Source organism: Pseudobacter ginsenosidimutans (assembly GCF_007970185.1).
Classification (GTDB): Bacteria; Bacteroidota; Bacteroidia; order Chitinophagales; family Chitinophagaceae; genus Pseudobacter; species Pseudobacter ginsenosidimutans.
The window spans coordinates 6,855,720-6,880,120 of sequence record NZ_CP042431.1; the positions used below are offsets into that span (position 1 = coordinate 6,855,720).

Genomic DNA, 24,401 nt, shown 5'->3' on the forward strand with positions numbered 1-24,401 from the left:
TTTTATACTATCCGTTTTTCTTTCCTCTTTTCAGGATATCCAATATTCCTTCATTCCGTATGATGATCATGCCATGACGATCATCTGTTATACCTTCTTCCAGTGTATATGTGTATTCAGGAACAGTTCCATTCATCCTGGTGGGCAAATAATGAAACCCGATATTGGATTTTTCTTTCAACTCATCCGCAGCTTCCACAATATGTGAGGAGATGATGAACATACTATTCTTCTTTTGTGCAAATGCTTTGGTGAGGGCCACTGTTCCTTCGTGGGCATCTTTTACATTGGTGCCCCTGAACAATTCATCGAACAACACAAATATCGACTTACCCGTTCCCAGCTCAGCAGCCATCTTTTTCACCCTTAATACTTCTGCATAAAAATGGCTGGCGCCAATTCCAAGATTATCCGGCAGGTTGATAGTGGTATATACGCCATCCATCACGGAGAATTCCATTGATCCGGCTGCAACCGGAAATCCCATATGAGCTATGTATACAGCTGTACTGAAGGATCGCAGGAAAGTAGATTTTCCTGCCATGTTAGCGCCTGTGAGAAACACAACAGATTTTTCCGCACCCATCGCTAAACTGTTGGGAACGGGATTCTTTAGCTCTGGATGATAAACACCTTCCACCCGCAGCACATTGCTACCTTTCGGATGTACTGTTGGAAAAATGAAATTATGTTTCGATGAAACCTGTGCAACAGAAATATATACATCCATCAGGTAAATGAACTGCAAAATTGATAATATCTTATCGCGCTCACGAACCCGCAGCAGCAGATCAAAGGCTGTAACGGCTGCATAAGAGAGCCTGCCCGGTGGTTTCTCATTAAATACAGGTTTCAATGCAGGTGTGCTCAGCAGGGAAAGCATCTTTTCACGTTCATTGTTCAGTGCAGGCACATTCACCAGATCCCCTTTCTGTACAAATTCCCGCATCGCATGTAAGAGCTCGATCATGGATGTAACGCCGTTGCTGATCTCCTTTTCTCCCAAAACAGCCCTTTGCCCATCTTTACCTTCTTTATCATCCGCCATGAATTTTTCAACGCTATCCAACAATGATGCTCTGAAAGGAAAACAAGTATTCAATTGGGCCAGAGAAGCAATGATAGTTGCCCGGTTGGTAATGGCCTCCTGGGAGGACAGGGGATTTCTGAACATATGCTCCAGCATTTCCTCCCCGCCCCTTGTGCTTGTATTATTGTATATATCATAGATCCCGCTATGATCGCGTTTGGAGAATAGTCTCAGATCCCCGATCGTTTGATCATCTGTTTGCAAATACATGAGAACGATTTTTTTTAGCAATACTGTAATATCTTTTTCCACTAATCATGATGCCCGCTATTTGCGATGTCTTCTAACAAGTAATATGGAAGACACAAAGAGTATCAACGCAGGAAGCATCCAAACATAGATCAGTTTCCAGCTTACGGCTGCAGTATTGCCAATCCGGATCTGATCAACAGGGTATACCGGCGTATGATAGATTGGAAATTCGTTGTAGTGCAACCAGCTGTAGAAATCCGGGCTTCCTCCGCCTTCTTCATTTTCATTGATCATGGTGTTGAGCACTATGATCCGCTGTTCTTTATTGTTTATGTTTCTCGATAGCAAAACTCCAACCGGAAATATTCCGGCTGAGTCGCCTTCAGCTGGCGTGAACACAGCTTTTGCACTGTCTGTGTTAAGTGGTTTTGCCTTTAGCCAGGCTCCCTCGTAGGTATAACTGAAAATTGCTCTATTAAACCTGGTGGTATCGATGAATTCCATGCCAACCACTCCCCGGAACTCCAGCTCTTCCAGGTGGAGATGCCTCTTCTTATCTTTCAAATCTCTTTGGTATTCTGCAAACAGCTTGCTTTCCGGCGCCAGCTGAACGGCCTCCGGCATCAATTCTGCATGAATCAGATCAGAAGACTCTTTGGGATTGTGAGCTGCCAGCTGCCCCGGCAAAAAACGCAGTCCCAATTCTTCCAGGAGCGGATTCAGGATCTGTTGCTTGCCTGGTACGCCGAGTATCATCAGGTTACCGCCACCATTAATATAAGCTTTGAGCTTATTCAGTTCCATTACAGACAGCTCCACTTTCGGATCGGCGAGCACGATAGCTGTAATGTCATTCGGGATCTCTTGCAAGGCCAGGTTCAGCGTATCTGCTGCAAACCCCAGGTTCAGCGCAGAGCTTCGCATGTTTTTCGCCGTGGTATGATTCCGGTATTCGCGATCACCCGGTTTATAAATATCGCGTTCAAAATGACCGGTGATAAAACCAATTTTGGGATTGCGCGCAGATTGAAGTCTTTTCAGTGCCCCACCAATTGTTCTGTAATCCGGCCAGAAGCCCATATCATTGAAAGTCCGCAGGAACTCTGTTCGTCCTTTATACCTTATGGTCATTGCCAATCTGTATCCTTCAGGATCCAGATCGATGGATTGTTGCATTTTATCCGGGGACTTGAATGAAGACAGATCTTCGTGGTTCACCACAGCATATCTTTCTGCAATCTCTTCCAGGGATTTACCGGGATGCTGTTTGTACAACATGCTGTCTGTAGGCGTCTCAAAATGATGATCCGTTTTGGGATTGTAATCATAGTAATATTCATAGCTGAATTTTATGTCTGGTTTGAATCTTACATAGGGATCCCATACTCCCTCCAGTACTTTATTCCTATTAGCGGGCGATCCCATTTTATATTCGCGCCCCAGCAGGTTGGCATACATAGTTATCTCTACGATACTATCTTTTTCAAATGATTGCAGCAGGTGTTGCAGCTTTTCAGGAATGGTATGAAATTTTTGGTAGGTAGTATCCCAATAGCCCGTAAACCGGGGACGGGAACTGATATAGCCGATCATCAATCCCGAAATCAATACCAATGCATATCTTCTGAATGTAGTGAAGCGGGTGGCGGATTCCAGATGACTGCGCAGTCTGATCATGGTAAAGCCGACGAACAGGAAGATGATCACCAGAAAGTAAATCACATCCCGGCTCCGCAGTAGTCCGGTCAGTATTTTTCCTAGTCTGTCCTGCACCGACAAGAACCAGGTAAGATCACGTATGAAATCATATTGTTGCCAGAGCGCTCCTATTTTGGTTAAACAAAACAAGATCGTGAAAGTACCGATTGCAGCCACTACCTGGTAATTGGTGATGGCAGACATAAACAATCCGATAGCGGAATAGGTTCCCAGTAACAGGTAAAAGCCAAACATGGAACAAAGCAGGATCCCATAGTCTGCATTGCGCACATGGATCGCAGCTGTGATCATGAATATCGCTATGATGGCCAGCAGCAGCAGGTTGAAAAGCATAACTCCGATGTACTTTCCAAACACGATATGACGTGCTTGTATAGGGGAAGAAAACAATAATCTGATAGACCCGTTATTGATTTCCCTGTTGATGAGGCCCATCGTTAACAAGGGCACAAACAGGTAAAGGTTACCAATAATATTTTTGAACAGACCGTCTCTTCCAAGCAGCAATTGTAGCGTGGCGCCCAGGCCCAGCCTGTCTGCGTTTTCAGGATTGTTCCTCGAAAATATTTCAGTACTGTTGGCAAGTGGTTCCAGGGCCTTGAAGTAAAAGAAGGCACATTGAACAAAAAATGCCAGGATGATAAACCAGGCAACCGGGGAATAGAAAAGGTTGCGCAGTTCGTTCTTAGCTATTTTGAAAATCATTGGATCAAATATTTATTGAGCGGATTGGATGAACTGTTGCCGGTATTGCGGCAGCCCCTTATTTATTTTCGGTTCCTTCGTTTTAACAATAGTGCTGCGCCGGCAAGAATCACAACCGGCACTATGAAAACGTACACGATTCGCAGCCATTTGGCTTGATTTGCCGGTAACTTCATTACATCCTTTGCCTGAATGAGTCCCTTGTCGAGAGGAAACTCCCCGTAATGCAGCCACTTCAGCAGCATCGGCGGCAGGTTATTGGTAGCAGGTAAATTCCAGTTGCTAAGCAGATCTGCATCGCCCCAAACGAGTATTCGCTGTTCACGGTTCCCGGTACTTCTCGTTAGCTTAAGCGCTACACTGAAGGTGCCTGTGCTATCGCCTTCGGCCGCATTGAATACGGGTTGTGCCGAATCAGACACCAGTTTTCCGGCTTTCAACCAGGCTTTGTCTTTCATCGTTTCAAAAACGGGCTCGATATCGAATTTGCCGGAATTGTATTTCAATGCGGCTGTGCCCGGTAACTCAAGCGGCCTGTCAACCGGCAGATTAAGCGCTATGCTTTGCCGATAATTCTCTTCCCCCCAAACAGCTCTGTAGCCTTTGGCGGGCTTCGCCAAAATCTTTTCCGGCGTTGCGGTATATTTTGGCTCCACTATTTGACCTGGCAACATTTCAACACCCAATTCCCGGAGCAGGGGATTCAACACATACTGTTTATCGGGTTCTCCCAGTATCAGCATGTTCTTACCCTCAGCTATATACGCTTTTAATTTTCTGAGCACTTCTGTTGCCAGTTCCCGTCTGGGATCTGCCAGAACAACTGTTGTTACGCTTTTTGGAATATCGCGGGTTCGTAAATCAATGGTATCGATACGGAATCCTGTATTGATGAGGGCATCCAGATTTTCTTTCAACATGGAATGCTCTCCGTAATCACGGCGACCCCGTGAATAAATATCCCTTTCCAGTTCTCCATACACGTAAGCCAGCTCTGGATTATCATTATTGATCAGTCTTTTTAACGCCCCACCAATTTGCTGTACAGCAGGTCTTCCTGTTCCGAACCGGACGAACTCCGTCTTTCCCTTGTATTTCAATTGCATCACCAGGGAATATCCTTCCGCATCGAGGTTGATCTGCCTGCGCATTTCTTCTGGTGATTTGAATTTGGAAAAACTGACCTTAAACAGTTTCGCATGTTCTTCTGCGATATGTTTGAGACTCTTGCCCGGAAACTCCCTGTACATGCGGCCAGCGCCGAGTGTAGCATGATTGATTGCCGGATTATTGTCGTAATAGTATTCATACCTGAATTGTATTTCCGGTTTGAATCGCAGATAAGGATCCCATAACCCCTCCAGGTACCCATTCCGGTTGAAAGGCAATCCCAACGGGGTCCTTTGCTTGCTGTCTACAAGATTGGTGTACAGTGTTACCTCCAGGGAACTGTCTTTATCCATACGACTGATAATTTCCTGTACAGGCGCAGGTATCGTATGTACTTTGGTGGCTGTAGTGTCCCAATACTTTGTATAACGGGGACGGGAACCGATATAGCCTACCGTCAATGCGATTAACAACACTAATACATGTTTACCCAATACCAAATACCAGGGGCTATACTGCCTGCCCTTCTGCAATCGGATCAGGGTAAAACTCAGAAATATGAAAACGATGCTCAGATAATAGATCAGATCCTTGCTTCGGATCAGGCCCACCATCAGCTTTTGCAGGCGACCTTCCATCGAAAGCAGCCAGGTGATATCCCGGAAAAAATCATATTGCTGCCAGAGTCCGCCTATCCGCGAAAGCGTGAAGAGAACAAGAAAAGTTCCCAGCGCTGCCACTATCTGATACGTAGTAAGGCTTGACATAAAAAGACCCACGGCCGAATATGCGGCCAGCATCAAAAAGAACCCGAAGGAAGCTGACAACAAAGTGCCATAGTCGATATGCCTGACAGCAAAAAAACCCGTTGCCACAAAAACACCTACAATGGCCAATAGCAAGAGATTGTACATCATCAGCCCCAGGTATTTTCCAAATACGATATGCCAGATCTTAATGGGCGACGAATAGAGCAAGCGGATGGAACCGTTATTGACCTCTCGGTTAATGAGCCCCATCGTCAACAAAGGAATGAACAGATGCAGGTTGCGAACAATACCGGGCATCAGACCATCCAAACCAAAATACAGAGCCAGCGTTGCGTGCAGGCTCAGGATCTTCATGGCAGTAGGATCCGATTTAACCAGGAGTTCATTGAATACAGCCTGATCGTAGAGTTTATTGGTGAACAGAACGGCGCAGGTGATAAAGAACACAAGCGTTATGAACCAGGCAACCGGCGAGTAGAAAAGATTGCGAAGTTCGTTCCTGGCAATTTTAAAGATCATGATCGCTTATTTATTGGGCAGTTTGAGAAGATAGTTGTTTGAAGATATTATCGAGCTTGGTATTATCCGGTCCGATCTCGCGTAACAGCCAATTGCCCGATACGCTTGCAGCAACGATCCTGTCCGAAACGGCCTGATCTCCCGAATAGCGGATACGCATCTGTTTTGGAGATAGCAACTCTACTGCTTCCACTCCGGCTATCTTCAGTAATTCTTCGCGTGATGGCGGATTTTCAAAACGGAGCAGCAAGCTGTCTGATTGAGCATAATTGGCGAAGCTCTCCATACTGTCTGAAAAAACAACACGTCCGGATTCGATCATAACAATCTCCTTGCACAGCAGATTCACTTCCGTAAGAATATGAGAAGACAGTAACACACTATGCTCCTGTGCGATACCCAATATGAGTTTACGCACTTCGATGATCTGATTGGGATCAAGTCCGTTGGTAGGTTCATCCAATATCACCAGTTTGGGCTTATGAATGATGGCCTGTGCAATACCTACCCGTTGCCGGTAGCCGCCTGATAAATTCTTAATCAACCGTGAGCTAAGGTGATTAAGGCCACATCGTTCTTTGGTTTCCTCCATGGCGGATCTGATCTGCTGTTTATCGATGCGCCTCAGCTGCGCACTGTACAGCAGGTATTCATCGATAGTAAGATCGGTGTAGAGGGGAAGTTGTTGCGGAAGAAAACCCACCCGTTTCTTTGCCTCTTCCGGATGTTTGCGCAAATCGATTCCATCGATGATCACCTCGCCCGCTGTTTGATTAAGGGTACCGCTGATAATATTCAGCGTGGTGGATTTACCTGATCCATTGGCGCCTAACAAACCTACAATGCCGGTATGGCCGATCTGAATATTGATATCACGTATAGCCCAGCTGGCACTATACCTATGTGAAAGATTGATTGTTTGAAGGATCATAATTTGTTTATTAAAATCATGTATTGAATCTTTTAATGCCAAATCAAAGGATTCGTTTTTAGAGATCAGTGGACGCAATAGTTATCTACCTACACGTATGCGGGCAGCCGTGCAGCTATTGAATACAGCAATAAATTTTTTAGAAATCCTTAGCTGATGATATTATCGTAGAGTAAAATGGTTAACAATCGCAACCTTTTGTGCCTGCACACCCTGCCCATCCGGTAATCCCAGGAATACCAGCGTTGAATTCCTGAACAGCCATTTGTTCACTTCTGTGAGCCGGGCCGTAGAAGCATATTTATTCATCTTGCCTGTGTTATAGGTAGCCAATAGTTTGCCACTTACCTTATCCCTGAATTCAAACGTGTAATCATTGATGCTGGCATCAGCAGGATACATGGTAAAAGCTGTTACCGACTTGTAGGCTAATTGATCCACCTCACTTCCTTGTATTTTACCTGCTATATTGATGGATATGGGATTACTTCCGGGAGACAGGTTGATAAACCGCAGTCCGGTTACACTATCTTTTATCGAATGCCAGGGAATGATATCTTCCATGAATATAGTATCGGGAGCAGCGGCGGTTCCTGTCAGAAATAGCGAGTAGATGCCGTTGACCTTTAATGGAATGTTCAGCGCCATGAGCGGCTTGCCGGGATTAACAGTGTCAGTGCGCCGGTAAAAGGCCAGGCGTTGATCTCCGGCAGGACGGGTAAACGCAATACTGGCTCTGCCAGTGCCCGTGTAGTTACTGTAATTAAGCACACTTGAAGAAACATAACTCTCCAGGCGATCAGTACCAGCGAAACTGGTGTATAACCTGTCTACATCCGGTATGGCAGCAATGATGGCAAGCGATGCTCCAGGTGTTAAGATCTCAGGGTCTTTATTACAGGCAGTTAACAGAACCGGAATTGTGGCCGCAATGGCCGCTATCTTTCTGATGCCAGTTAAACAGGAACGAATAATCAGCATACCAATATTTTTAAATGAGTTAATAATCTTTGTTCTGGGAAAGGAAAGGATTGTTGATGCGCTCTGAACTGGGTATGGGATATAGCAATTGATGATCTCCTGCCCAGGGTTGTTTATTGGGTATCTGCGATAACACCGATGGTGCACGGCCAGTGCGTTTCAGGTTCAGCCAGCGATGCCCCCATTCACAGAAATATTCCGTTTGCCATTCCTTTTCGATTGCTATCTGAAGCTGTGTATCATCGATGGTATTTTCAAGGAGCGGAACCCCTGCCCGTTTCCGGATCTCATTGATATCAGCGATGGCTGTGGTTCTTCCTTCAGCTGCTCCCTTACTGGCAGCTTCGGCCCTGATCAGGTATTGCTCTGCGAGCCGCAGCGCCATATAGTGTTCAGTGAGTGGTGCTCCAATGACCCGGTTATAAGTTCCGGTCTTATATTTAAAAGGATACCAGGTGGTATCATTACCACTATACATATACGTTACCCAGGACGCGCGGCGTTTATCATCTTCCTCAAAAGCCGACAATAACTGATCAGACAAACTGCCGGAAGAGATTGTTCCGGCCCCACCGGGTACAAAGAAAGCCGACATGAAATACATTCCTTCCGGAGTAGCATTTCCAAGTGGGGTACCATTGTTTTGCTGCAACTGCCAGATGGCTTCTTTGCTATTGACAGCAAAAACAGTATTGAGGTCTGTTGGCAAAGAAAATAAAGTATTGTTCTTTATTACAGCGTCTGCCTGTAACGCAGCATTCGTAAAATCACCTGTATACAGATAGGCTCTTGCCAGCAAGGCAGTAGCAGCCCATTTATTGGCCCGTATGCGCAAGCCGTTATTGATATTGTAATTATCGGGCAGCAGTTGCTGCGCGTCTTTCAGATCCTGAATGATCTGCTTATATACCAATGTCTGTGCGGTTCTGGGCATGGTGGCCGACTGATTGAAATCGGTTGTCAATACCAGTGGCACATCTCCAAAAAAATTGGTGAGATAGAAATAACTGAATGCTCTGATGAATTTGGCTTCTCCTTCCAGTTGCTCTTTCACCGACCGGGACAAAGTAGCTGAAGCCCCGATCCCTTCCAGTACTGCGTTGGCTCCATATACACCAATTGAATAAGAAGAAACCCATAATTTAGGAATATTCGTATTGTCAGCCAGCAATGCCGTCAGTTTATTCATTGCTACAAAATCATCTGCTTCCCCTCTCAAATCATCCGAAGAATAACTTCCGAGGATGGTTGCCAGCCCGCAACTGAATTGCTGTATTGCGCCTCCGTTGATCATTTGCGAATAAACACCCATCAATGCAGCAGTGGCGCTATTGTCGTCACTGAATACTTTCTCTGTGGTGACCGCATTGATGGAGTCAGGGATTTCCACGAGTTTTTCGCAACTACCAAGGAAGCATATTAAAATGAAGGCTGCAGCCTTCATCGTATGCTGTTGAACCAACAGGTATATTTTTCTGCACCTGCCCAAAAACATATTTGCTATTAATAGAGTAACCATGGTTTTCGATTGATCAGAAGTTAACGTTTAGATTGGCAGTGATGGTCTTCGGAATTGGCAGACCGAACATGGGCGCGCCGGGCCTGTATTGTCCGGACAATGCAATGCTGAAAAGCTCCTGTGTTTGTATAGAAACACGACAGGCTTTCATTCTGAGTTTCTTCACCAACTGTTCATTGAGCGTATATTGCAATGAAAGATTCTGACAGCTCACATAGAATGCCTTTACATATTGTCCGTCTGACTCCGAAAAAAGAGCGCCCGATGGAGAGGACATGGTCATCAGCCTGGGATAGGCTGCGATATCACCCGGCTTTTTCCAAACCTGCTCATACACCGATACCGGCATGTTATTTAACCTGCCTAAAGTGAGGAATGACCAAACCGGATTTCTCACCATCGCTTTGTTGTAGGTGAACAGTACATTCAAAGACCATGATTTGTACCTCAGGTCAGAAGAAAAACCACCGTAATACTCGGGCGTAAGGTCTAACCAATACCTGTCATCAAACATCGATCCCGGCGGAAGTGCACGGTCAACATTTATTGCACCATCATGATTCCGGTCCTGATACGACATATCACCTGTAAGCGGGTCTACGCCCGTATAATGTAACAGTGGCATGATGGTAAGGGGACGGCCAATCTGGTAAAGCGCTCTGTAGGGAGAACTTTCGAAATTGGGATAGGCCACAAGTTTATTCCGGTTCAGTGAAACATTGAAACTGCCCGACCAGTTTATAGTTGATGTATTGAGGAGCCTGGCATTGAGTTGTACTTCCCATCCTGCATTCTGCACCAATGCCGGCGAATTGGCCGTTACCTTATCGAATCCGGTGATCCAGGGAATTGGGAACTGGACCAGCTGGTTGTCCATACGATCCCGATAGTAAGTAATATTCAAATTCAGTTGCTGATCTTTGAAGAATCCCAGTTCCAGCGTTGCAGAAAGTTTTTTTGCTTCCTGCCACTGGAATAATGGATTCATTGCATAGAGATTTTTCAGTGGTGTTATTCCTCCATAGGAATACAAGGCAGGAGTTCCGGGATTCCACTGGGAAATATATTGGTAATCGCCTACACCGTCGCTGCCCACTACTCCATAACTACCACGCAGTTTTACAAAACTGACCGATGCAGGTATTGCAGATTTGAACCATTGCTCATCTGAAACGATCCAGGCTGCTCCTACCGATCCGAAATTGCCATATCTTTTACCGGGACCGAACCTGGAAGAACCATCCCTTCGGGCATTCAGGTTGATAACATATTTATTGGCGATGGTATAATTAAGGATGCCAAAAATTCCGGCGAATTTTTGCTCCGCGCGTTTATTATCGCCCCTCAATGATGCTGCGGCGCTCATCAAATTAAGCAGATCATCATTCGTATACCCGGTACCGTAAGTAGCATTACTGATAGCCATTGCGTATTTGATGGAGCCTCCCATTTTCACATCGATGGTTCCAGGGCCTAAATGGTTTACATAATTCAATACCGGTTCAATGGTGGAGCCTCTTCCTTCTGAAAAGGTGAAACCTGCACTGCCCTTGGGTGCGTTCAGGGGATTCTGGGAAGACATGGGCATTTGATTATTGGCCTGACCATGAAACTCATTATAGCTAAGGAGGGTATTCAGGTTCAGTCCTTTCAGGATATTATATCTTATGGAGAGATTGATATTCGAACTGGAAGATCTGCTTTCGTAAGATGTTTCCAGTGATCCGAACGGAAACGGGATCTTGGTAAATCGTGGATCCTGTCCATCCAACCAGCCCGACCAGTTCAGTTTTCCTGCTTCATTGTAGACGGGTGGTGCATTAGGGGGCAGCATGATATCTGCCGGTATCGTTCTGGGGTTAGCATTGGAATTGCTCCAACCCGCTATCAGGGAAATCGTCAGTTTTTTGTTCTGGCTATTATAGGAGGTAGATGTATTCAGCATTAGTCTTTGAGTGGCCCCGGAAACCGTGGAGATATCCGTTACTCTTCCGTAGCCGGCACTTGCCCTGAAGTTGAATTGCTGATTCCCCCCTGACATGGAAATATCGTAATCCGTTCTTGCTCCTGTTTTTCCAAACAATTCTTTCTGCCAGTCTACATTTCGGGTAGTATCCCAAAGAAACAGATCAGGAGCAGTAATGGGAGTTGGGGTTACGCCGTCGTTCTTGAATGCCTGCCGGCGCATTTCCAGGTATTCAGGTGTGCTCAGGTAGTCGATCCGGTTCATCGCCCTGGTAAATCCCCCTCTAACGGATAGGGATACCTGTAGCGGGCCCGATTTTCCGGATTTGGTTTTGATCAGTATTGCTCCATTGGCGCCCTGTGCTCCGTAGATGGCAATCGCGTCTGCATCTTTCAATACTTCGATGCTTTCGATATCCATAGGATTGATACTGAAAAGGGGACTCAGTCCTCTTGTTGGCGTGTTTGTCCAGAGCGGATCAGCCTGATCATAACCCTGGTTGCCCATCAGGTAGCTCCCGCTAGCATTGATCACGGAAAGCGGCGCCCCGTCGATAACATATAAGGGTTCTGAATTGACGCTATTGTTCAGATTCAATTGCCCCCTCAACAGCACTTTTACCGGACTGCTGGCATACCCTGTAGTTTGTGCAACCATCAGGCCCGGAACTTTCCCTGACAATGCAAGTATTGGATTCATTACAGGCTGCCGTTGAATTTCTTCTCCTGTTACTTTCACAATATCACCGGTAGCGAGTCTTTTGCTGGTTTTTCCATAGGCAGTGTAGACGATTTCATCCAGCTGATTGCGGCTGAGTTTCAGCCTGACCGGCAAATAATGGCTCGTATCCTTCACTGTATGGGTAAATGTTTCGAAACCGATATAACTGACCACTAAAATATCTCCCAGGTTAACAGACAGGTTGATACTCCCCATTTCATTGGTCAATCCTGCAAACTTTGTAGTTCTGTTGGTTACCGATGCACGGAAGAGAGGGCCACCTTCCTGATCAGTAACCCTGATCATGATAGACCGGGGAAGCAATATTCTTTCTTCATCAACAAATCTCTTCTCAGTTCTTACAACAATTGTTTTGTTCTTGATTTCATAAGCGATATTCTGTTCTTTCATCACTGCATCCAGGAATGTTTTCAATGGCATATCTTTCACCGATAAAGAAACCGGCTTCGCTTCAGCCAAAACATTTTTATCGCTATAAAAAATAAAATAACCGGTTTGTTTTTCCACAGCAGTCAACGCTTCTTTCAATGAAACGTTCTTACCAGAGAAACTAACTGTTTGCGACAAAGTTTTCGCAGCCAGCTGCAAACAAACTACAGTCATTAAAAAACAGGCCATTCTCATAATTCGCAGTATTTGTTCTGGTATCCATGGAACAGGCGGTAATGCATAGCGCCGGCCCTGGCTATTATTAGCCATTTTTTGCATACATTGCAGTGTTTGGTTGTAAAAAATCGTTACGAAGCGAGTTTTAAATCAATTAAACATCAGCCGGAAGTGTACCACCACTTCCGGTTTTGTTTTGTTGAACATACTATCAGGAATTCATGGCTATATTATTTTGTGATGATAATTTTTCGATCGTCTTCGATGGTAAATTGAAGGTCTGTTCCAGCGAGAGTTTTTAATAATTCATCAAGGGATAAGTTGCGGCTGATCTTGCCGCTGAAGGGAATATCAGGAATGCCATTTTTATAAACGACTTCGATATCATACCAGCGTTCCAGTTGTCGCATGGCTTCCTGTAAGGTAAGGTTGTCAAAATTAAAAGCGCCGTTTTTCCAGGCAAGGTCCTGTTCCAGGTTGGCAGCAATAATTCCTTTGTTGGTATATGCCTGTCCTGGTTTCAACAGCGTGTTATTTACTTTAATGGAGCCTTCTATCAAAGAGACTTTAAGAGTAGGCTCATCATTGTATATGTTGATATTGAAAGTTGTGCCCAATACTTCTGTTTCCTGTCCGCCACCAGACACTTTAAAAGGTTTCTTTACATCTTTTGCCACTTCAAAATACACTTCACCGGTTACCTCTACCCTTCTTTCTTCTCCATCAAAAACAACAGGATATTTTATGGAGGAGGCTGCATTCAGCAGTGCTTTCGATCCATCGGGCAAGATCAACTGATACTGGCCTCCACGTGGTGTTTGAAGTTCATTATAACCTTTAGCTACTGGTTCTTTCTTTGAAGTCATATCCAGCACGGTACTATCCAGCTCTATTTTTTTCCCATCTGCCAAAATCCAGATTGCTTTATTGCTGCCGGGAGAAAAATCCTGAGCTTTTGGTTGATGTACAATTTGTGGTGATGACGCTGTTTGGTTACTGAAGTAGAAAACGCCCAATCCAATTGCAAAAACAATAGCGGCAGCCACCCAGCCCCATCTGCGCATAAAATGAACACGATGAACAGGAATGGTATGGCTATCAGCCCCTTTATCCATGGCAAGAATAGCATCAACCCGTGCAGGGTTGTGCATGAAAAGCACTTCATTACCAGCACGGCTTTCGATCAAATCAGCAAGGGTCTTTTTAATAGCTTCGGCGCTTTCAGGATCCTTCATGAGTTCTGATAAATACAATTCATCCTGCTCAGTGAGCTGACCTTCCGTAAATCGCTTCAATAAACCTGGTATCGATGTGTTTTGTTCCATGTTCCGTATATATAACTGCTACCAGCAAGGAAATGCCTATTGGAAATGAAATATTTTAGAAAAAAAACAAAATCAGCCACACAGGAAGATAATAACCTGCTTTTTCTATGGCTTCACGGATGGTTTTGATGGCCTGGTACAATGTGTTGTTGACGGTACTGACTGAAATGTGCAGCGCTTTAGCGATATCGGCGGGTTTCAGGCCCTGCTCCCGGTTCATAGTATAAATGCGGCTTCGCTGGGCAGGCATCTCCCGGATGGTTTGCTGTACGATGCGGGTAATGGTCTGAAAAGACAGATCAGTTGCTACTTCTGTAGCGACGGTCAACTCCAGTGAAGCTTTATCTTGCTCTACCCGCTTTCTGATCATCCTGCTCTTCAGCCAACTGAATGCGCAATTACCCGCCATTCGATAAATATAAGCGCGGGGATGCTCAAGCGTACTGATATGTTCCCTGTTCAGCCATAAGCGTAACATGGTTTCCTGTACAATATCTTCCGCTATGTGATTGGATTTGGTAAGCTCTGTCAAATAGGGCATCAATAAGTCCTCATATGTATGGTAGATCTGCCGGAAAGCAGCCTCATCGCCCGCAGCAATACGCAGGAGTAACTCCCTTTCTTCATACGGTGGATTGCCGGGCGACATACAATTTAGATAGTTTGGTAGTGATTTGGACTACGTTCATTGAATACCAGCGCAAACTATCGTAAAAATTGTATTTGAGGAAAAATTATTGGGAGGAGGAAGACCCGGCCGGATGATTGCTGCCCGGTTCAAAACGCACCCACTGATCATCGATAATAAATTCTGTAAGAAACACCCTGCGTAACAAAATATGTTATTAAGCCAGGATAAAGAACTTGCCACTACCAAAAGGGAAATACAGGGTAAATCCGGAAATTATTGGTTAAATTGGGATATGCCCTTTATTCTAAAAAATCTAACATGAAAAAGCACAGGCCAGCACTGAAGCTTATCCTCGTTTTTGTGGCGATCTTATCGGTATTCGCAGGTTGTAAAAAAGACAAGAACGACAATGCCAATAATGCCTTGATTGGCAAGTACAAACTAGTCAACTTTACAAGCAAATCAGGTGAAGTTGTAACTCCTGTATACGACCAGCTACATGAATGCACTCGTGATCAAACGATTGAACTGACGGCAGACGAACTAATTGCCATTACATTTACAAAAGAAATTTGCGAGGGTACAGAACCTGCAACCGGCGCCTGGTACCTTAATGAAAATAAACTCACAATCATTGCTGGCGGCATTCAATTAAATGAATACAAAATCATTAAGAACGAAGGTTCAGAATTGGTACTCGAACTAACGGTTCCTGACGGTGATAAATCAGTAATCAATACTGTCACTTTTGCCAGACTGTAGAATAAAAAAGGAAAAAAGTCTAAAAGTTTTGAGACAGTTTTCGCTGATTACTGATATAAAAAAGCCTGCAATGATTGATTTTGCAGACTTTCTATAGACTAATTGATCACCAGACAATTCAGGAGGTACTTCTGAGCATTTCGAGTATTCCTTCGTTCTTTATGATCATCATGCCTTGTCTGTCTTCGGTAATGCCTTCCTCGAGCAAATAGGTATAGCGTGGCCTGACGCCATCCATGATGGTAGGCATGAACCTGAATTGGATATTCTCTGTTTCTTTCAATGCTTCGCCTACTTCGATGATATGGGTACTCACAATGAAAAGGCAATTATGGTATTCAGCAAAGGCTTCCGTTACTGCCAGGGTTCCATCATAAGCATCTTTCACATTGGTGCCTTTGAACAGTTCATCAAACATCAATAGTAATCTTTTGCCACTGGCGGCCGCATCGGCTGCTTGTTTTACGCGCACTACTTCTGCATAGAAATGGCTGTAACCAAGACCGATATTGTCAGCTACGTTAATAGAGGAAAACATCCCTTCACGCACGGAAAATTCAAACTGCTTTGCTGCTACCGGAAACCCCATATGCGCGAGGTAGATGCCAATGCCGATTGATTTCATCAGGGTGGACTTCCCCGCCATGTTTGCGCCGGTGAGAAAGATCACATTGGTATTCTCATGCATCAGGATATCATTTCCGATTGCTTTATCAATGCAGGGGTGCGCCAGTTTGGATGCCTGTAAAATATTCATCTCAGCCGGCAAAGCCTTTGCATAGGTGAATCCCTTCTTACGAGCAACATTACTAACGGCAATGTACAGGTCCAGTTCGTAAATGAATTGCAGAAGGCCTTCCATCTCTTCCGGCAAACGACTTTTCAGCAAGTGGTCATATTGAGCAAGAATGCCTACCGGCAGGTCTTGGTAGATATCGGTATTGCGCAATTTTTCCAGCTGTTTGTCAGAAAGCAACTGTAGCAGCTGATTGACGCGGCTATCCAATGGGCTCTTTAATTGTTGCAACAATTCCAGCATGCCGTGGCAACGGTTCAGCGTAACGATGGTAGCCTGCAGCCCCTGCACATATTTCTTGTACCGCTCATCGCGTGTGAGCTTGCTGAGTAGTTTCTGGATGATCATGCTGCTGGCGGTGGCGAAAGCATTTTTTCCGGTGCCTGCATCCAGGTATTCCCGCATGATGTTCAGTTGCTGCACATCGAAGGAAAAGCTCAGGTTCGATTGCTGAAAGAAACTGAAAACCTTACTGCGCTGGTTAATACTTCCTGCGTCCAACAGAGGATTCCGGAACATATTGCCCAGCAGCTGTTCTCCTCCCCGGGTCTTGACTTCATTGAACAGATGGTATACCGATCCCTGCCTGAATTTTCCCAGCAGGTTCAGTTCATCCACCGTTTGTTTATCTGTATTGAATTGCATTATTGTAGTATTTAATCAGCGTGTGCCCAGTCGCTTGACTCCCGGCGAGTGACTTTTGTTAGTTCGCCTCCGGCGACAAAATAGTGGTCACTCGCCGGAGGCGAGCGACTGCGGCACTCCGACAATTTATTGAACTGCCCGCTTGCGGCCATTCTTCAATGTTTCCAGAATGCCTTCATTACGAATGATGATCATGCCGTGACGATCAGCAGTAATGCCGCGCTCTAACGTATAGGTATATTCGGGTACATTGCCATTCATTCGGGTAGGCAGGAATTGGAATCCAATATTGGGAACCTGCTGCAAGCGTTCTCCCGCTTCCACAATATGTGAAGAGATGATGAACATGCTGTTCCTCTTTGCTGCAAAGGCAATTGTGATCTCCACTGTAGCTTCATGCGCATCTTTCACATTGGTGCCCCGGAACATTTCATCAAAAATGATGAAGAGGGATTTGTTGGCCTGAAGCTCTGCCGCCACTTTCTTCACCCGCAATACCTCTGCATAAAAATGGCTGGCGCCGATACCGAGATTGTCCGGCAAATTGATGGTAGTATAAATGCCATCCAATACAGAGAATTCCATTTCCTCTGCCGCCACCGGAAAGCCAATATGCGCCACATATACCGCTGTGCTCACAGAGCGCAGGAAGGTTGATTTTCCCGCCATATTCGCACCAGTAAGAAAGACCGCATTTTGTTTGGGACTCATGCCAAAATCATTGCTCACGGGTTTTGCCAGCTCCGGGTGATAAACACCCTTAAGCCGAAGAATGCTCTTGCCTTTCTCTAACGCCCTGGGAAATACGAAATTCTTATCACGCGCTACTTTGGCAACTGACAGGTACACATCCAACTGATATATCTGCGCCAGCAATTGTTCAATTTTATTTCTTTCCCGATGCCGGAACAGGAGATCGTAAGCTGTGATGGCTGCATAGCTCAATTTTGCTTTGCCCTGTTCACGCATTACCGGTTCAAAAGCAGGGTCAAGGAGTAGGGAGGCAATCACCTCCCTTTCCTTTGACCAGGACTCCATGGCTATGATTTCCTTCTTTTCAATGAATGCTTTGATCTGTTGAACCAGTGTGATCAGCGCCGTTACACCATGGCTGATCTCTTTTTCACTGAGCACTGAATGTTGCATTCCCTGCTTTTTTTGTTCATCAGCTGCTATCAGGTATTTTTCCGCCATATCGAATAAGGCTCCTTCAAAAGGGAACTGCATATCCATGCCTGAGAAATATTTGATGATATTGCTTCTCCGGTTGATCTCCTGCTGATCACTCAATGGTTTGGTGAACATTTCCTTCAACACAGTTTCTGCGCCGCGGGTATTTGAATAATTGTAGAGATCGAATAAACCTTGACTGTCTCGCTTGCCGAAGATCCGCAGATCTTCGATCGTTTGTTCATCCGTTAACAGGTACATGATATAATGGATTATTGTCGTTTACGTCTGAGAAGGATTACGGAACCGAGGACCAATACAGCGGCGGGCAGGATCCATAAGAGAATGATCTTTTGTATCTGAGCGGCTCTTAGGCTAATGATCAGTAATGTATCGGTAGCCGGAATAATCTCGAGTGTGATAGGAAAGGATTCATAATTCAGCCAGCTCAGATAATTATTTCCAAACCCATGCGTGCCACCTCTCAGGCTCGACATAAAATCAGCATCCCCCACGATAGTAATTCTTTGTTCTTTTTTTTCGTACTGCCTGCTTAAGGCCAGGGCTACAGTAAAAGAATCTGATTTATAATCCCCTTCACTGGCAACAAATACCGGGGCTGCTGAGTCGGTCACCAAACGCCCTGCTTTTGCCCAGACCAATCCTTTTGGACCAGTTACCATCAACCGGGAAACGGTAAAGCTACTGTCAACAAACGAAAGGGCCGTAGCGCCGGGATGAAGTGCTTTAACCGAATCACCCTTCTGGAAAAACGTTCTGATTCCCTGGCTGAAACTTTTGTTTTCCTTCAGAAGCCAGGAATGGTCCATGGTTAAATAAGGAGTTATTTTGTCCGGTGTCTCATTCTTTGAAATTTGTACGAGGGTACCTGGCATCAATGATACGCCTACTTGCTTTACCAGCGGGTTCAGTACATATTGTTTACCGGGTTCACCCAATATCAATAGATTCCCTCCGGTATTGATAAATTGCTTTAACCGCTCAGTCACCGTATCATTAAGCACCACTTTGGGATCAGCCAACACAAGTGCGCTGGCATCAGCCGGTATGTTTTGAAAATTCAGGTTCAGACTGTCGAATTCGAAGCCGTGATTGATCAGTGCCATTCTGCTCAATTTTTTGATTGAATAGCCAAAGAATTCCCGTTCTCCTGTTTTGTATATGTCGCGCTCCAGGTTGCCGGTAGTAGCATAAATTTTTGGAATGGTATCATTCGATAGTCTTTTCAACGCGGCAGCAACATGATCCTGCCCGGGCCAGTAGTTTGGGTCCTCATAATTCCGCAAAAAGATTGTCTTCCCTTTGTACTTTAATTGCATCACTGCCCTTAACATTTCCGGTTGTAAGTCGATCTTTTTTCTGATCTCTTTTGGAGGAAGATACCTGTTGATATTGGTTTCAAACATTTTGGCATATTCCCTGGCAATTGAATCAAGGCTCATTCCCGGCATTCGTTTATAAATACCATTATCCCCATCCATCACATCATAATACAAAACATAATTGAATTTGATATTGGGTTTAAAGCGAACATACTGGTCCCAAAAATTCCAGATATAGTCGTTGCGTTTGTCCGGACGTGTTCTTCTAAAACCCATGCCCGGATCCAGCAGATTGGTATACAATGTAACTTCCAGGGGTTCATCCTGCATGTTTTTCAGGATGCTCTGTGTTTTCTCAGCAATCGTATTTGCCTGGTCCCTGGTGCCATCCCAATATCCGATATATCCAGGTCTGGAAGTGAGATAACCTGCTACCATAACCGAAAGGAAGACTGTCAGGTAACGGACTGCTTTCTTACCTCTCGATACCAGTTCTCTTCCATGCAGTAAACTCAGGTAGCTGAATGTAACAAACATATAGGTGATAAGCGCATAGTACATAACATCCCTGGTGGTGATCAGTCCTTTCAACATCCGGTAAGCTCTACCCTCGATACTCAGGAACCAGGTGAGGTCACGCACAAAATCATATTCCTGCCACAATCCCCCAATTCTTTGCAACACAAACAACAGGATAAAAGTGGCAATAGCTGCAACGATCTGGTAGTTGGTGATACTGCTCATGAACATGCCTATAGCCGTATAGGCACAAACAACCAGGTAAAAAGCAATGATCCCTGCGCATAGATGTCCAACATCAATATTTTTGATACTGAAAGCGCCGATGATCATGAATCCTGCCATGATCGACATCAACAAGAGATTGTAACCCATTATTGCCAGGTACTTTCCCCATACGATCTGACTGAGCTTTACCGGGGAGGAATAGAGCAGTTTCACCGTTCCGTTATTAAATTCCCGGTTGATCAATCCCATTGTCAACAGGGGAATAAACAGGTAGAGATTGTTGAATATATTTCCAATAAAACCTTGCTGTCCCTGCCCCATGAAGATCGATTTGGTAAGGGACCCAAACCCTTTGAACGAAGGGTTGGTCCGCATGAATGAGTCTTGAAAATTGGCCATCATCTCAAGCGATCCCGTATAGAAGACTGCACAAATGACCACGAAAATCAGGGTTAGAAACCAGGCCACCGGCGAGAAAAATAAATTCCAGAGCTCTGTTCTGGCAATCTTAAATATCATTTTCATCCGTATTTATTTTAATTCTTATTGAATGGTTTGGGTGGATAATTGTTTGAAGATGTCATCGAGCTGACCTTTTTCAAGATTCACTTCACGGATGCGCCAGTCTCTTTGCACACCAGCCACTATGATCCTTTCAGTGATGTCTTCTTCTCCATCGAAAAAAATACGGGCTTGTTTATCGGTAAGATATTCAGCCCTGGTAATGCCCTGCACCTGCTGCAATTCAATTACAGGCGGAGGATTGGCAAATCGTACCAATACACTTTGAGGCTGCATATAATTATTGAAAGCATCCATCGAATCGGAAAATATTATCCTCCCCGATTCGATCATGATCACTTCCCTGCAGAGCAGATGGATCTCAGAGAGGATATGAGAAGAAAGCAATACCGTTCTTTCCCGGGCAATCTCCCTGATCAGTTTGCGTGCTTCGATCAGTTGATTGGGATCGAGACCATTGGTAGGTTCATCCATCACCACGAGCTTTGGCTTATGGATAATGGCCTGGGATATACCTACCCGTTGCCGGTAACCGCCTGACAAATTCCTGATCACCCTTTTGCTGAAATGTGTGATACCGGTCTTTTCTTTTGCCTCTGCTACGGCAGCTTTTACTTTGCGGCTTTCTATTTTCCGTAACTCAGCAGTATAAGTCAGGTATTCATCCACGGTGAGGTCCAGGTATACCGGAGGGTTTTGAGGAAGGAAGCCAATAGACTGCTTGGCGAGTTCAGGTTGCTTCCTGATATCGGCACCGTTGATGAATACATTGCCTTCGGTTTGGTTAAGTGCACCACAAATGATATTCATGGTGGTGGACTTGCCTGCACCATTGGAACCAAGCAGGCCAATGATCCCGTTATCCGCGATCTCTATATTGATATCGCGAATGGCCCAGTTGGCGCCGTAACGGTGAGAAAGGTTTTCTGTTTTTAAAATCATGCATCTGTATTTATAAATTTTTGTGGAAGAGGCATAACCCGGCCTGGTCAATACAGTTTCCTGTTTTGAACCGGGGTGATCTTACAGCTGGTCCGAAGACCAGTTGTTGTTCTAATCGATTTAGAAAAAATGTTGAGGGCTTATCCGGGTAACCGGAATCCCGCATTCAGGGCAATATCCCTGATGGCATTGAATTTTTTCAGTATAAGCGTTTTGCCTGCATTAATGCTTTCGAATTCCTGTGGCGTATAATAAAAAGCTGCTGTGAGAAAAGCCCTGAGATCTTCCGATTCTCCCGGAGGAGCTACCGGGTCTGGCATGCCCATCCAGATGGCAAATGCATTTTTGAAATACTTCATGAATCCCAGGTTTTGAGCAGGAGGAACCGTATAGATTCCGAGGAGAACGAATGGAGTACCAGAGTAAATATCTGTGGAAGTCATTGCTTTGGCAGCAGTTCTCGAGATGCTGAAAAAGTCCCTGCTTAGATGCTGGTAGGCATCCCTTTTCAGCCGTCTTTCTGCCAGTCCGGCAAGCAGCGATGATAAATACATTCTTTGCTCGTCTGCATTCATCGCCTCCACATCTTTTACGGAAATAGCCACGGTATTGAACCCATGAAAGGACGTCCAGCCATCAGCTATATCAATGTTCTGTTCCGGGTGGAGGGTCCAGATAGAATCAACAAAGAAGAGGCTTGGGATCTGAAAATTTTCGGGTAATCCGGGAAGGAATTCCTGTTTCAGCAAATGCAGTAATGCCGGAATTCTGCTCTTGTTTGAAACAGGTTTGAAATTAATGCTCTGTTTGCTGTAAAAGGTATAGGATAAAGACAGCGTTATATAGGTATACTTCGGTTGTCCTTCGTTGTTACCAACATGTTTCCGGTGAATGGTGTCATTGCAGAAACCGGCAATGCCGGTGGCATTATAGAATTCATAGATTGCATGATCTACCGGATCATTGGGATTGTCTTTTACAACGAAATAGTTTTCGTCCTCATCGCTGGGAACAAGTGCATTTTCTTTGCGGCAACTTACAACGGAAAGCAATAATGCAATCAGACAGCAGGTGATCGTTGACGTTGGTAGTATTCGTGGCAATAATTGTTTCATGATACTGTGGAGTTAGGATGAATGATGGAATGGGTTATTGCTTACGGGGGCGTGCAGGTCTTGGTTCATTGGTAAGCGATCCCTGATTGAATTCGATCTCATCTTTGGGAATGGGTACAATATAGGCTGCAGCGTCCTGCTCATAAGGCCCCAGTTCATAATATCCGTAGTCTACATGCGCACTACCTGAAAACGTGTAAGTGCGGTGCCTGATCGATTTGCTGAACGGATATTTCGAGTTTACTCCATAGCGACGCAGATCGAACCACCGATGTGTTTCAAAACAAAGTTCCTTTCTCCGTTCACCCCTGATCTCGTTCATAAGCACTGCCCCTTCTGAAGTCACAGGTGTAAGTGCATCTGGTTTGAAGCGTCTCTTTCTCAATTCTTGTAATGCGATCCGGGCTTCTTCAAACTGTCCGAGTGCGGCAAGCGCTTCGGCTTTGTTCAGGTAAACCTCGGAAAGACGAACAAGGTACATGGCAGAAACATCGTCGTTGGTACCGTTCAGATCTTTTCTCTTTTTTCCCAGTTTCAGGTAACCTTTGCTGGTTTGAATAAAGAATACCTGACGGCGAAGGTCCTCCTGAGCATAGATGCCTGCAAGATCATCCGATATTCTGTAGAAGCCATTTGCCGGAGCGTCCTGGCTTATATTCATGAGAACAGGGAATGGATCTTTTCCCATCGTAAATACAACTTCATCAGCATTCCGGATGAGAAAATTGTTTCCCGCGATATGATTGTTGAGGTCAACCAACCGGTATTTATTGTTGCTGATCACTTTGCCGGCATACAATACTGCTTGCTCATAGTTCTCCATGAAGAGATACACCCTGCTCAGCAAAGCCTGTACAGCTGCCTGATTGGGGCGGATGGTAGAAGTGGTATTGGCGCCTGACAACTCCTGCTCAGCCAGCAGCAGGTCAGCAACAATCTGATCATATACCTGCTGAACGCTGCTGCGGGAAGCGAATTGATCCTTAATAGCAGGGTCTGTTTTTAAAGGAACGCCAAAATCATTGGCTGCCGTCGATGGCTTATATGGCTTTCCATAAGTATTCACCAGGATAAAATAATAGAAGGCCCGAAGAAAGTGGGCTTCCCCGGAAATCCTGTTCAATGCAGTAGCAGGTTCTCCCTTTTCTCTTAAGTCGGGGATAAGGTGAAGAATTGTATTGATACGCACGATCCAGGCATATAGTCCCGCAAAAATGCTATTACTATTTATCGGATTCCCTTCGTTATCTATTGCCGGATCAGGCTGCCAGTAATAATATCCGGTATTCATGGTCCGCAGGCCATCGTAGGTGACATTTTCGGGCTTTCCTAATTCCACATCATCATCCATGGTAAACCACATGTCAGGAATAGAATTGTCTAACTTGTTGTATACTTCTCCAACCAGTAGCTCATCGAGATCGGCAGTTGTTTCAATGAAACTTTTATTCTGGGAATAGGAAGCAAGGAATTTTTTGCAGGATATGCCACTGATGGATAGTATGCAAAACAAGGAAACAAGTATGTTGTTGGTAGTTGAATGCATGGTCTTGT

At 45.0% G+C, this 24,401-nt stretch carries 16 protein-coding genes; 1 reads left to right on the plus strand and 15 read right to left on the minus strand.

Features of this window, described 5'->3' with window-relative positions; genetic code table 11:
- Nucleotides 1–7: 7 nt before the first annotated feature.
- The 9 genes from FSB84_RS26825 to FSB84_RS26865 all read right to left on the minus strand — a co-directional run bounded on the left by FSB84_RS26825 (nucleotide 8) and on the right by FSB84_RS26865 (nucleotide 14,823).
- A complete protein-coding gene (locus tag FSB84_RS26825) occupies nucleotides 8–1,300 on the minus strand; it encodes a MutS-related protein (RefSeq protein ID WP_130540914.1) in 1,293 nt (430 codons plus the stop codon).
- 57 nt (nucleotides 1,301–1,357) lie between these two features.
- On the minus strand, nucleotides 1,358–3,706 hold the full coding sequence (locus FSB84_RS26830) for an ABC transporter permease subunit (RefSeq protein ID WP_130540915.1): 2,349 nt from the start codon (nucleotides 3,704–3,706) through the stop codon (nucleotides 1,358–1,360).
- A 62-nt stretch (nucleotides 3,707–3,768) separates the two neighbouring features.
- Nucleotides 3,769–6,105, minus strand: a complete 2,337-nt coding sequence (locus FSB84_RS26835; protein ID WP_130540916.1) for an ABC transporter permease subunit — start codon at nucleotides 6,103–6,105, stop codon at nucleotides 3,769–3,771.
- Nucleotides 6,106–6,115: 10 nt separating this feature from the next.
- Complete coding sequence (locus FSB84_RS26840) at nucleotides 6,116–7,036, minus strand: ABC transporter ATP-binding protein (RefSeq protein WP_130540917.1); 921 nt, start codon at nucleotides 7,034–7,036, stop codon at nucleotides 6,116–6,118.
- 162 nt (nucleotides 7,037–7,198) lie between these two features.
- On the minus strand, nucleotides 7,199–8,017 hold the full coding sequence (locus FSB84_RS26845) for a DUF4397 domain-containing protein (RefSeq protein ID WP_130540918.1): 819 nt from the start codon (nucleotides 8,015–8,017) through the stop codon (nucleotides 7,199–7,201).
- Nucleotides 8,018–8,036: 19 nt separating this feature from the next.
- A complete protein-coding gene (locus FSB84_RS26850; protein ID WP_158644139.1) occupies nucleotides 8,037–9,461 on the minus strand; it encodes a RagB/SusD family nutrient uptake outer membrane protein in 1,425 nt (474 codons plus the stop codon).
- 88 nt (nucleotides 9,462–9,549) lie between these two features.
- Nucleotides 9,550–12,861 carry a SusC/RagA family TonB-linked outer membrane protein gene (locus tag FSB84_RS26855; RefSeq protein WP_158644140.1) on the minus strand — a complete coding sequence of 1,104 codons (3,312 nt, stop codon included), beginning with the start codon at nucleotides 12,859–12,861 and terminating at the stop codon, nucleotides 9,550–9,552.
- Nucleotides 12,862–13,079: 218 nt separating this feature from the next.
- Nucleotides 13,080–14,174 (minus strand): FecR family protein, encoded by a 1,095-nt coding sequence (locus FSB84_RS26860; protein ID WP_130540921.1) that lies wholly within the window; start codon nucleotides 14,172–14,174, stop codon nucleotides 13,080–13,082.
- Between the two features lie 55 nt (nucleotides 14,175–14,229).
- Nucleotides 14,230–14,823, minus strand: a complete 594-nt coding sequence (locus FSB84_RS26865; protein ID WP_130540922.1) for an RNA polymerase sigma factor — start codon at nucleotides 14,821–14,823, stop codon at nucleotides 14,230–14,232.
- 300 nt (nucleotides 14,824–15,123) lie between these two features.
- Here FSB84_RS26865 and FSB84_RS26870 point away from each other — a divergent pair, with 300 nt between their 5' ends.
- Nucleotides 15,124–15,567 (plus strand): lipocalin-like domain-containing protein, encoded by a 444-nt coding sequence (locus FSB84_RS26870; RefSeq protein WP_130540923.1) that lies wholly within the window; start codon nucleotides 15,124–15,126, stop codon nucleotides 15,565–15,567.
- 118 nt (nucleotides 15,568–15,685) lie between these two features.
- Here FSB84_RS26870 and FSB84_RS26875 read toward each other — a convergent pair whose 3' ends face one another.
- From FSB84_RS26875 to FSB84_RS26900, 6 genes are all read right to left on the minus strand, one after another.
- Entirely contained in the window at nucleotides 15,686–17,008 is a 1,323-nt protein-coding gene (locus FSB84_RS26875) for a MutS-related protein (protein ID WP_130540924.1), read from the minus strand.
- A gap of 126 nt (nucleotides 17,009–17,134) precedes the next feature.
- The gene (locus tag FSB84_RS26880; RefSeq protein WP_130540925.1) at nucleotides 17,135–18,439 is read right to left on the minus strand and encodes a MutS-related protein; all 1,305 of its coding nucleotides are present in this window, start codon (nucleotides 18,437–18,439) and stop codon (nucleotides 17,135–17,137) included.
- A gap of 11 nt (nucleotides 18,440–18,450) precedes the next feature.
- Nucleotides 18,451–20,793 (minus strand): Gldg family protein, encoded by a 2,343-nt coding sequence (locus FSB84_RS26885; RefSeq protein WP_130540926.1) that lies wholly within the window; start codon nucleotides 20,791–20,793, stop codon nucleotides 18,451–18,453.
- 18 nt (nucleotides 20,794–20,811) lie between these two features.
- Nucleotides 20,812–21,732, minus strand: coding sequence for an ABC transporter ATP-binding protein (locus FSB84_RS26890; RefSeq protein WP_130540927.1), 921 nt, complete (start codon nucleotides 21,730–21,732; stop codon nucleotides 20,812–20,814).
- 140 nt (nucleotides 21,733–21,872) lie between these two features.
- Nucleotides 21,873–22,847, minus strand: coding sequence for a hypothetical protein (locus FSB84_RS26895; protein WP_130540928.1), 975 nt, complete (start codon nucleotides 22,845–22,847; stop codon nucleotides 21,873–21,875).
- A gap of 34 nt (nucleotides 22,848–22,881) precedes the next feature.
- A complete protein-coding gene (locus FSB84_RS26900) occupies nucleotides 22,882–24,393 on the minus strand; it encodes a RagB/SusD family nutrient uptake outer membrane protein (protein ID WP_158644141.1) in 1,512 nt (503 codons plus the stop codon).
- Between the last annotated feature and the right edge of the window lie 8 nt (nucleotides 24,394–24,401).

What these genes read in the sequence shown, in the direction of transcription:
- FSB84_RS26825 (WP_130540914.1), bottom strand. Translation starts at nt 1,300, where the DNA reads ATGTATTTGCAAACAGATGATCAAACGATCGGGGATCTGAGACTATTC.
- FSB84_RS26830 (WP_130540915.1), bottom strand. Translation starts at nt 3,706, where the DNA reads ATGATTTTCAAAATAGCTAAGAACGAACTGCGCAACCTTTTCTATTCC.
- FSB84_RS26835 (WP_130540916.1), bottom strand. Translation starts at nt 6,105, where the DNA reads ATGATCTTTAAAATTGCCAGGAACGAACTTCGCAATCTTTTCTACTCG.
- FSB84_RS26840 (WP_130540917.1), bottom strand. Translation starts at nt 7,036, where the DNA reads ATGATCCTTCAAACAATCAATCTTTCACATAGGTATAGTGCCAGCTGG.
- FSB84_RS26845 (WP_130540918.1), bottom strand. Translation starts at nt 8,017, where the DNA reads ATGCTGATTATTCGTTCCTGTTTAACTGGCATCAGAAAGATAGCGGCC.
- FSB84_RS26850 (WP_158644139.1), bottom strand. Translation starts at nt 9,461, where the DNA reads ATGAAGGCTGCAGCCTTCATTTTAATATGCTTCCTTGGTAGTTGCGAA.
- FSB84_RS26855 (WP_158644140.1), bottom strand. Translation starts at nt 12,861, where the DNA reads ATGGCCTGTTTTTTAATGACTGTAGTTTGTTTGCAGCTGGCTGCGAAA.
- FSB84_RS26860 (WP_130540921.1), bottom strand. Translation starts at nt 14,174, where the DNA reads ATGGAACAAAACACATCGATACCAGGTTTATTGAAGCGATTTACGGAA.
- FSB84_RS26865 (WP_130540922.1), bottom strand. Translation starts at nt 14,823, where the DNA reads ATGTCGCCCGGCAATCCACCGTATGAAGAAAGGGAGTTACTCCTGCGT.
- FSB84_RS26870 (WP_130540923.1), top strand. Translation starts at nt 15,124, where the DNA reads ATGAAAAAGCACAGGCCAGCACTGAAGCTTATCCTCGTTTTTGTGGCG.
- FSB84_RS26875 (WP_130540924.1), bottom strand. Translation starts at nt 17,008, where the DNA reads ATGCAATTCAATACAGATAAACAAACGGTGGATGAACTGAACCTGCTG.
- FSB84_RS26880 (WP_130540925.1), bottom strand. Translation starts at nt 18,439, where the DNA reads ATGTACCTGTTAACGGATGAACAAACGATCGAAGATCTGCGGATCTTC.
- FSB84_RS26885 (WP_130540926.1), bottom strand. Translation starts at nt 20,793, where the DNA reads ATGAAAATGATATTTAAGATTGCCAGAACAGAGCTCTGGAATTTATTT.
- FSB84_RS26890 (WP_130540927.1), bottom strand. Translation starts at nt 21,732, where the DNA reads ATGATTTTAAAAACAGAAAACCTTTCTCACCGTTACGGCGCCAACTGG.
- FSB84_RS26895 (WP_130540928.1), bottom strand. Translation starts at nt 22,847, where the DNA reads ATGAAACAATTATTGCCACGAATACTACCAACGTCAACGATCACCTGC.
- FSB84_RS26900 (WP_158644141.1), bottom strand. Translation starts at nt 24,393, where the DNA reads ATGCATTCAACTACCAACAACATACTTGTTTCCTTGTTTTGCATACTA.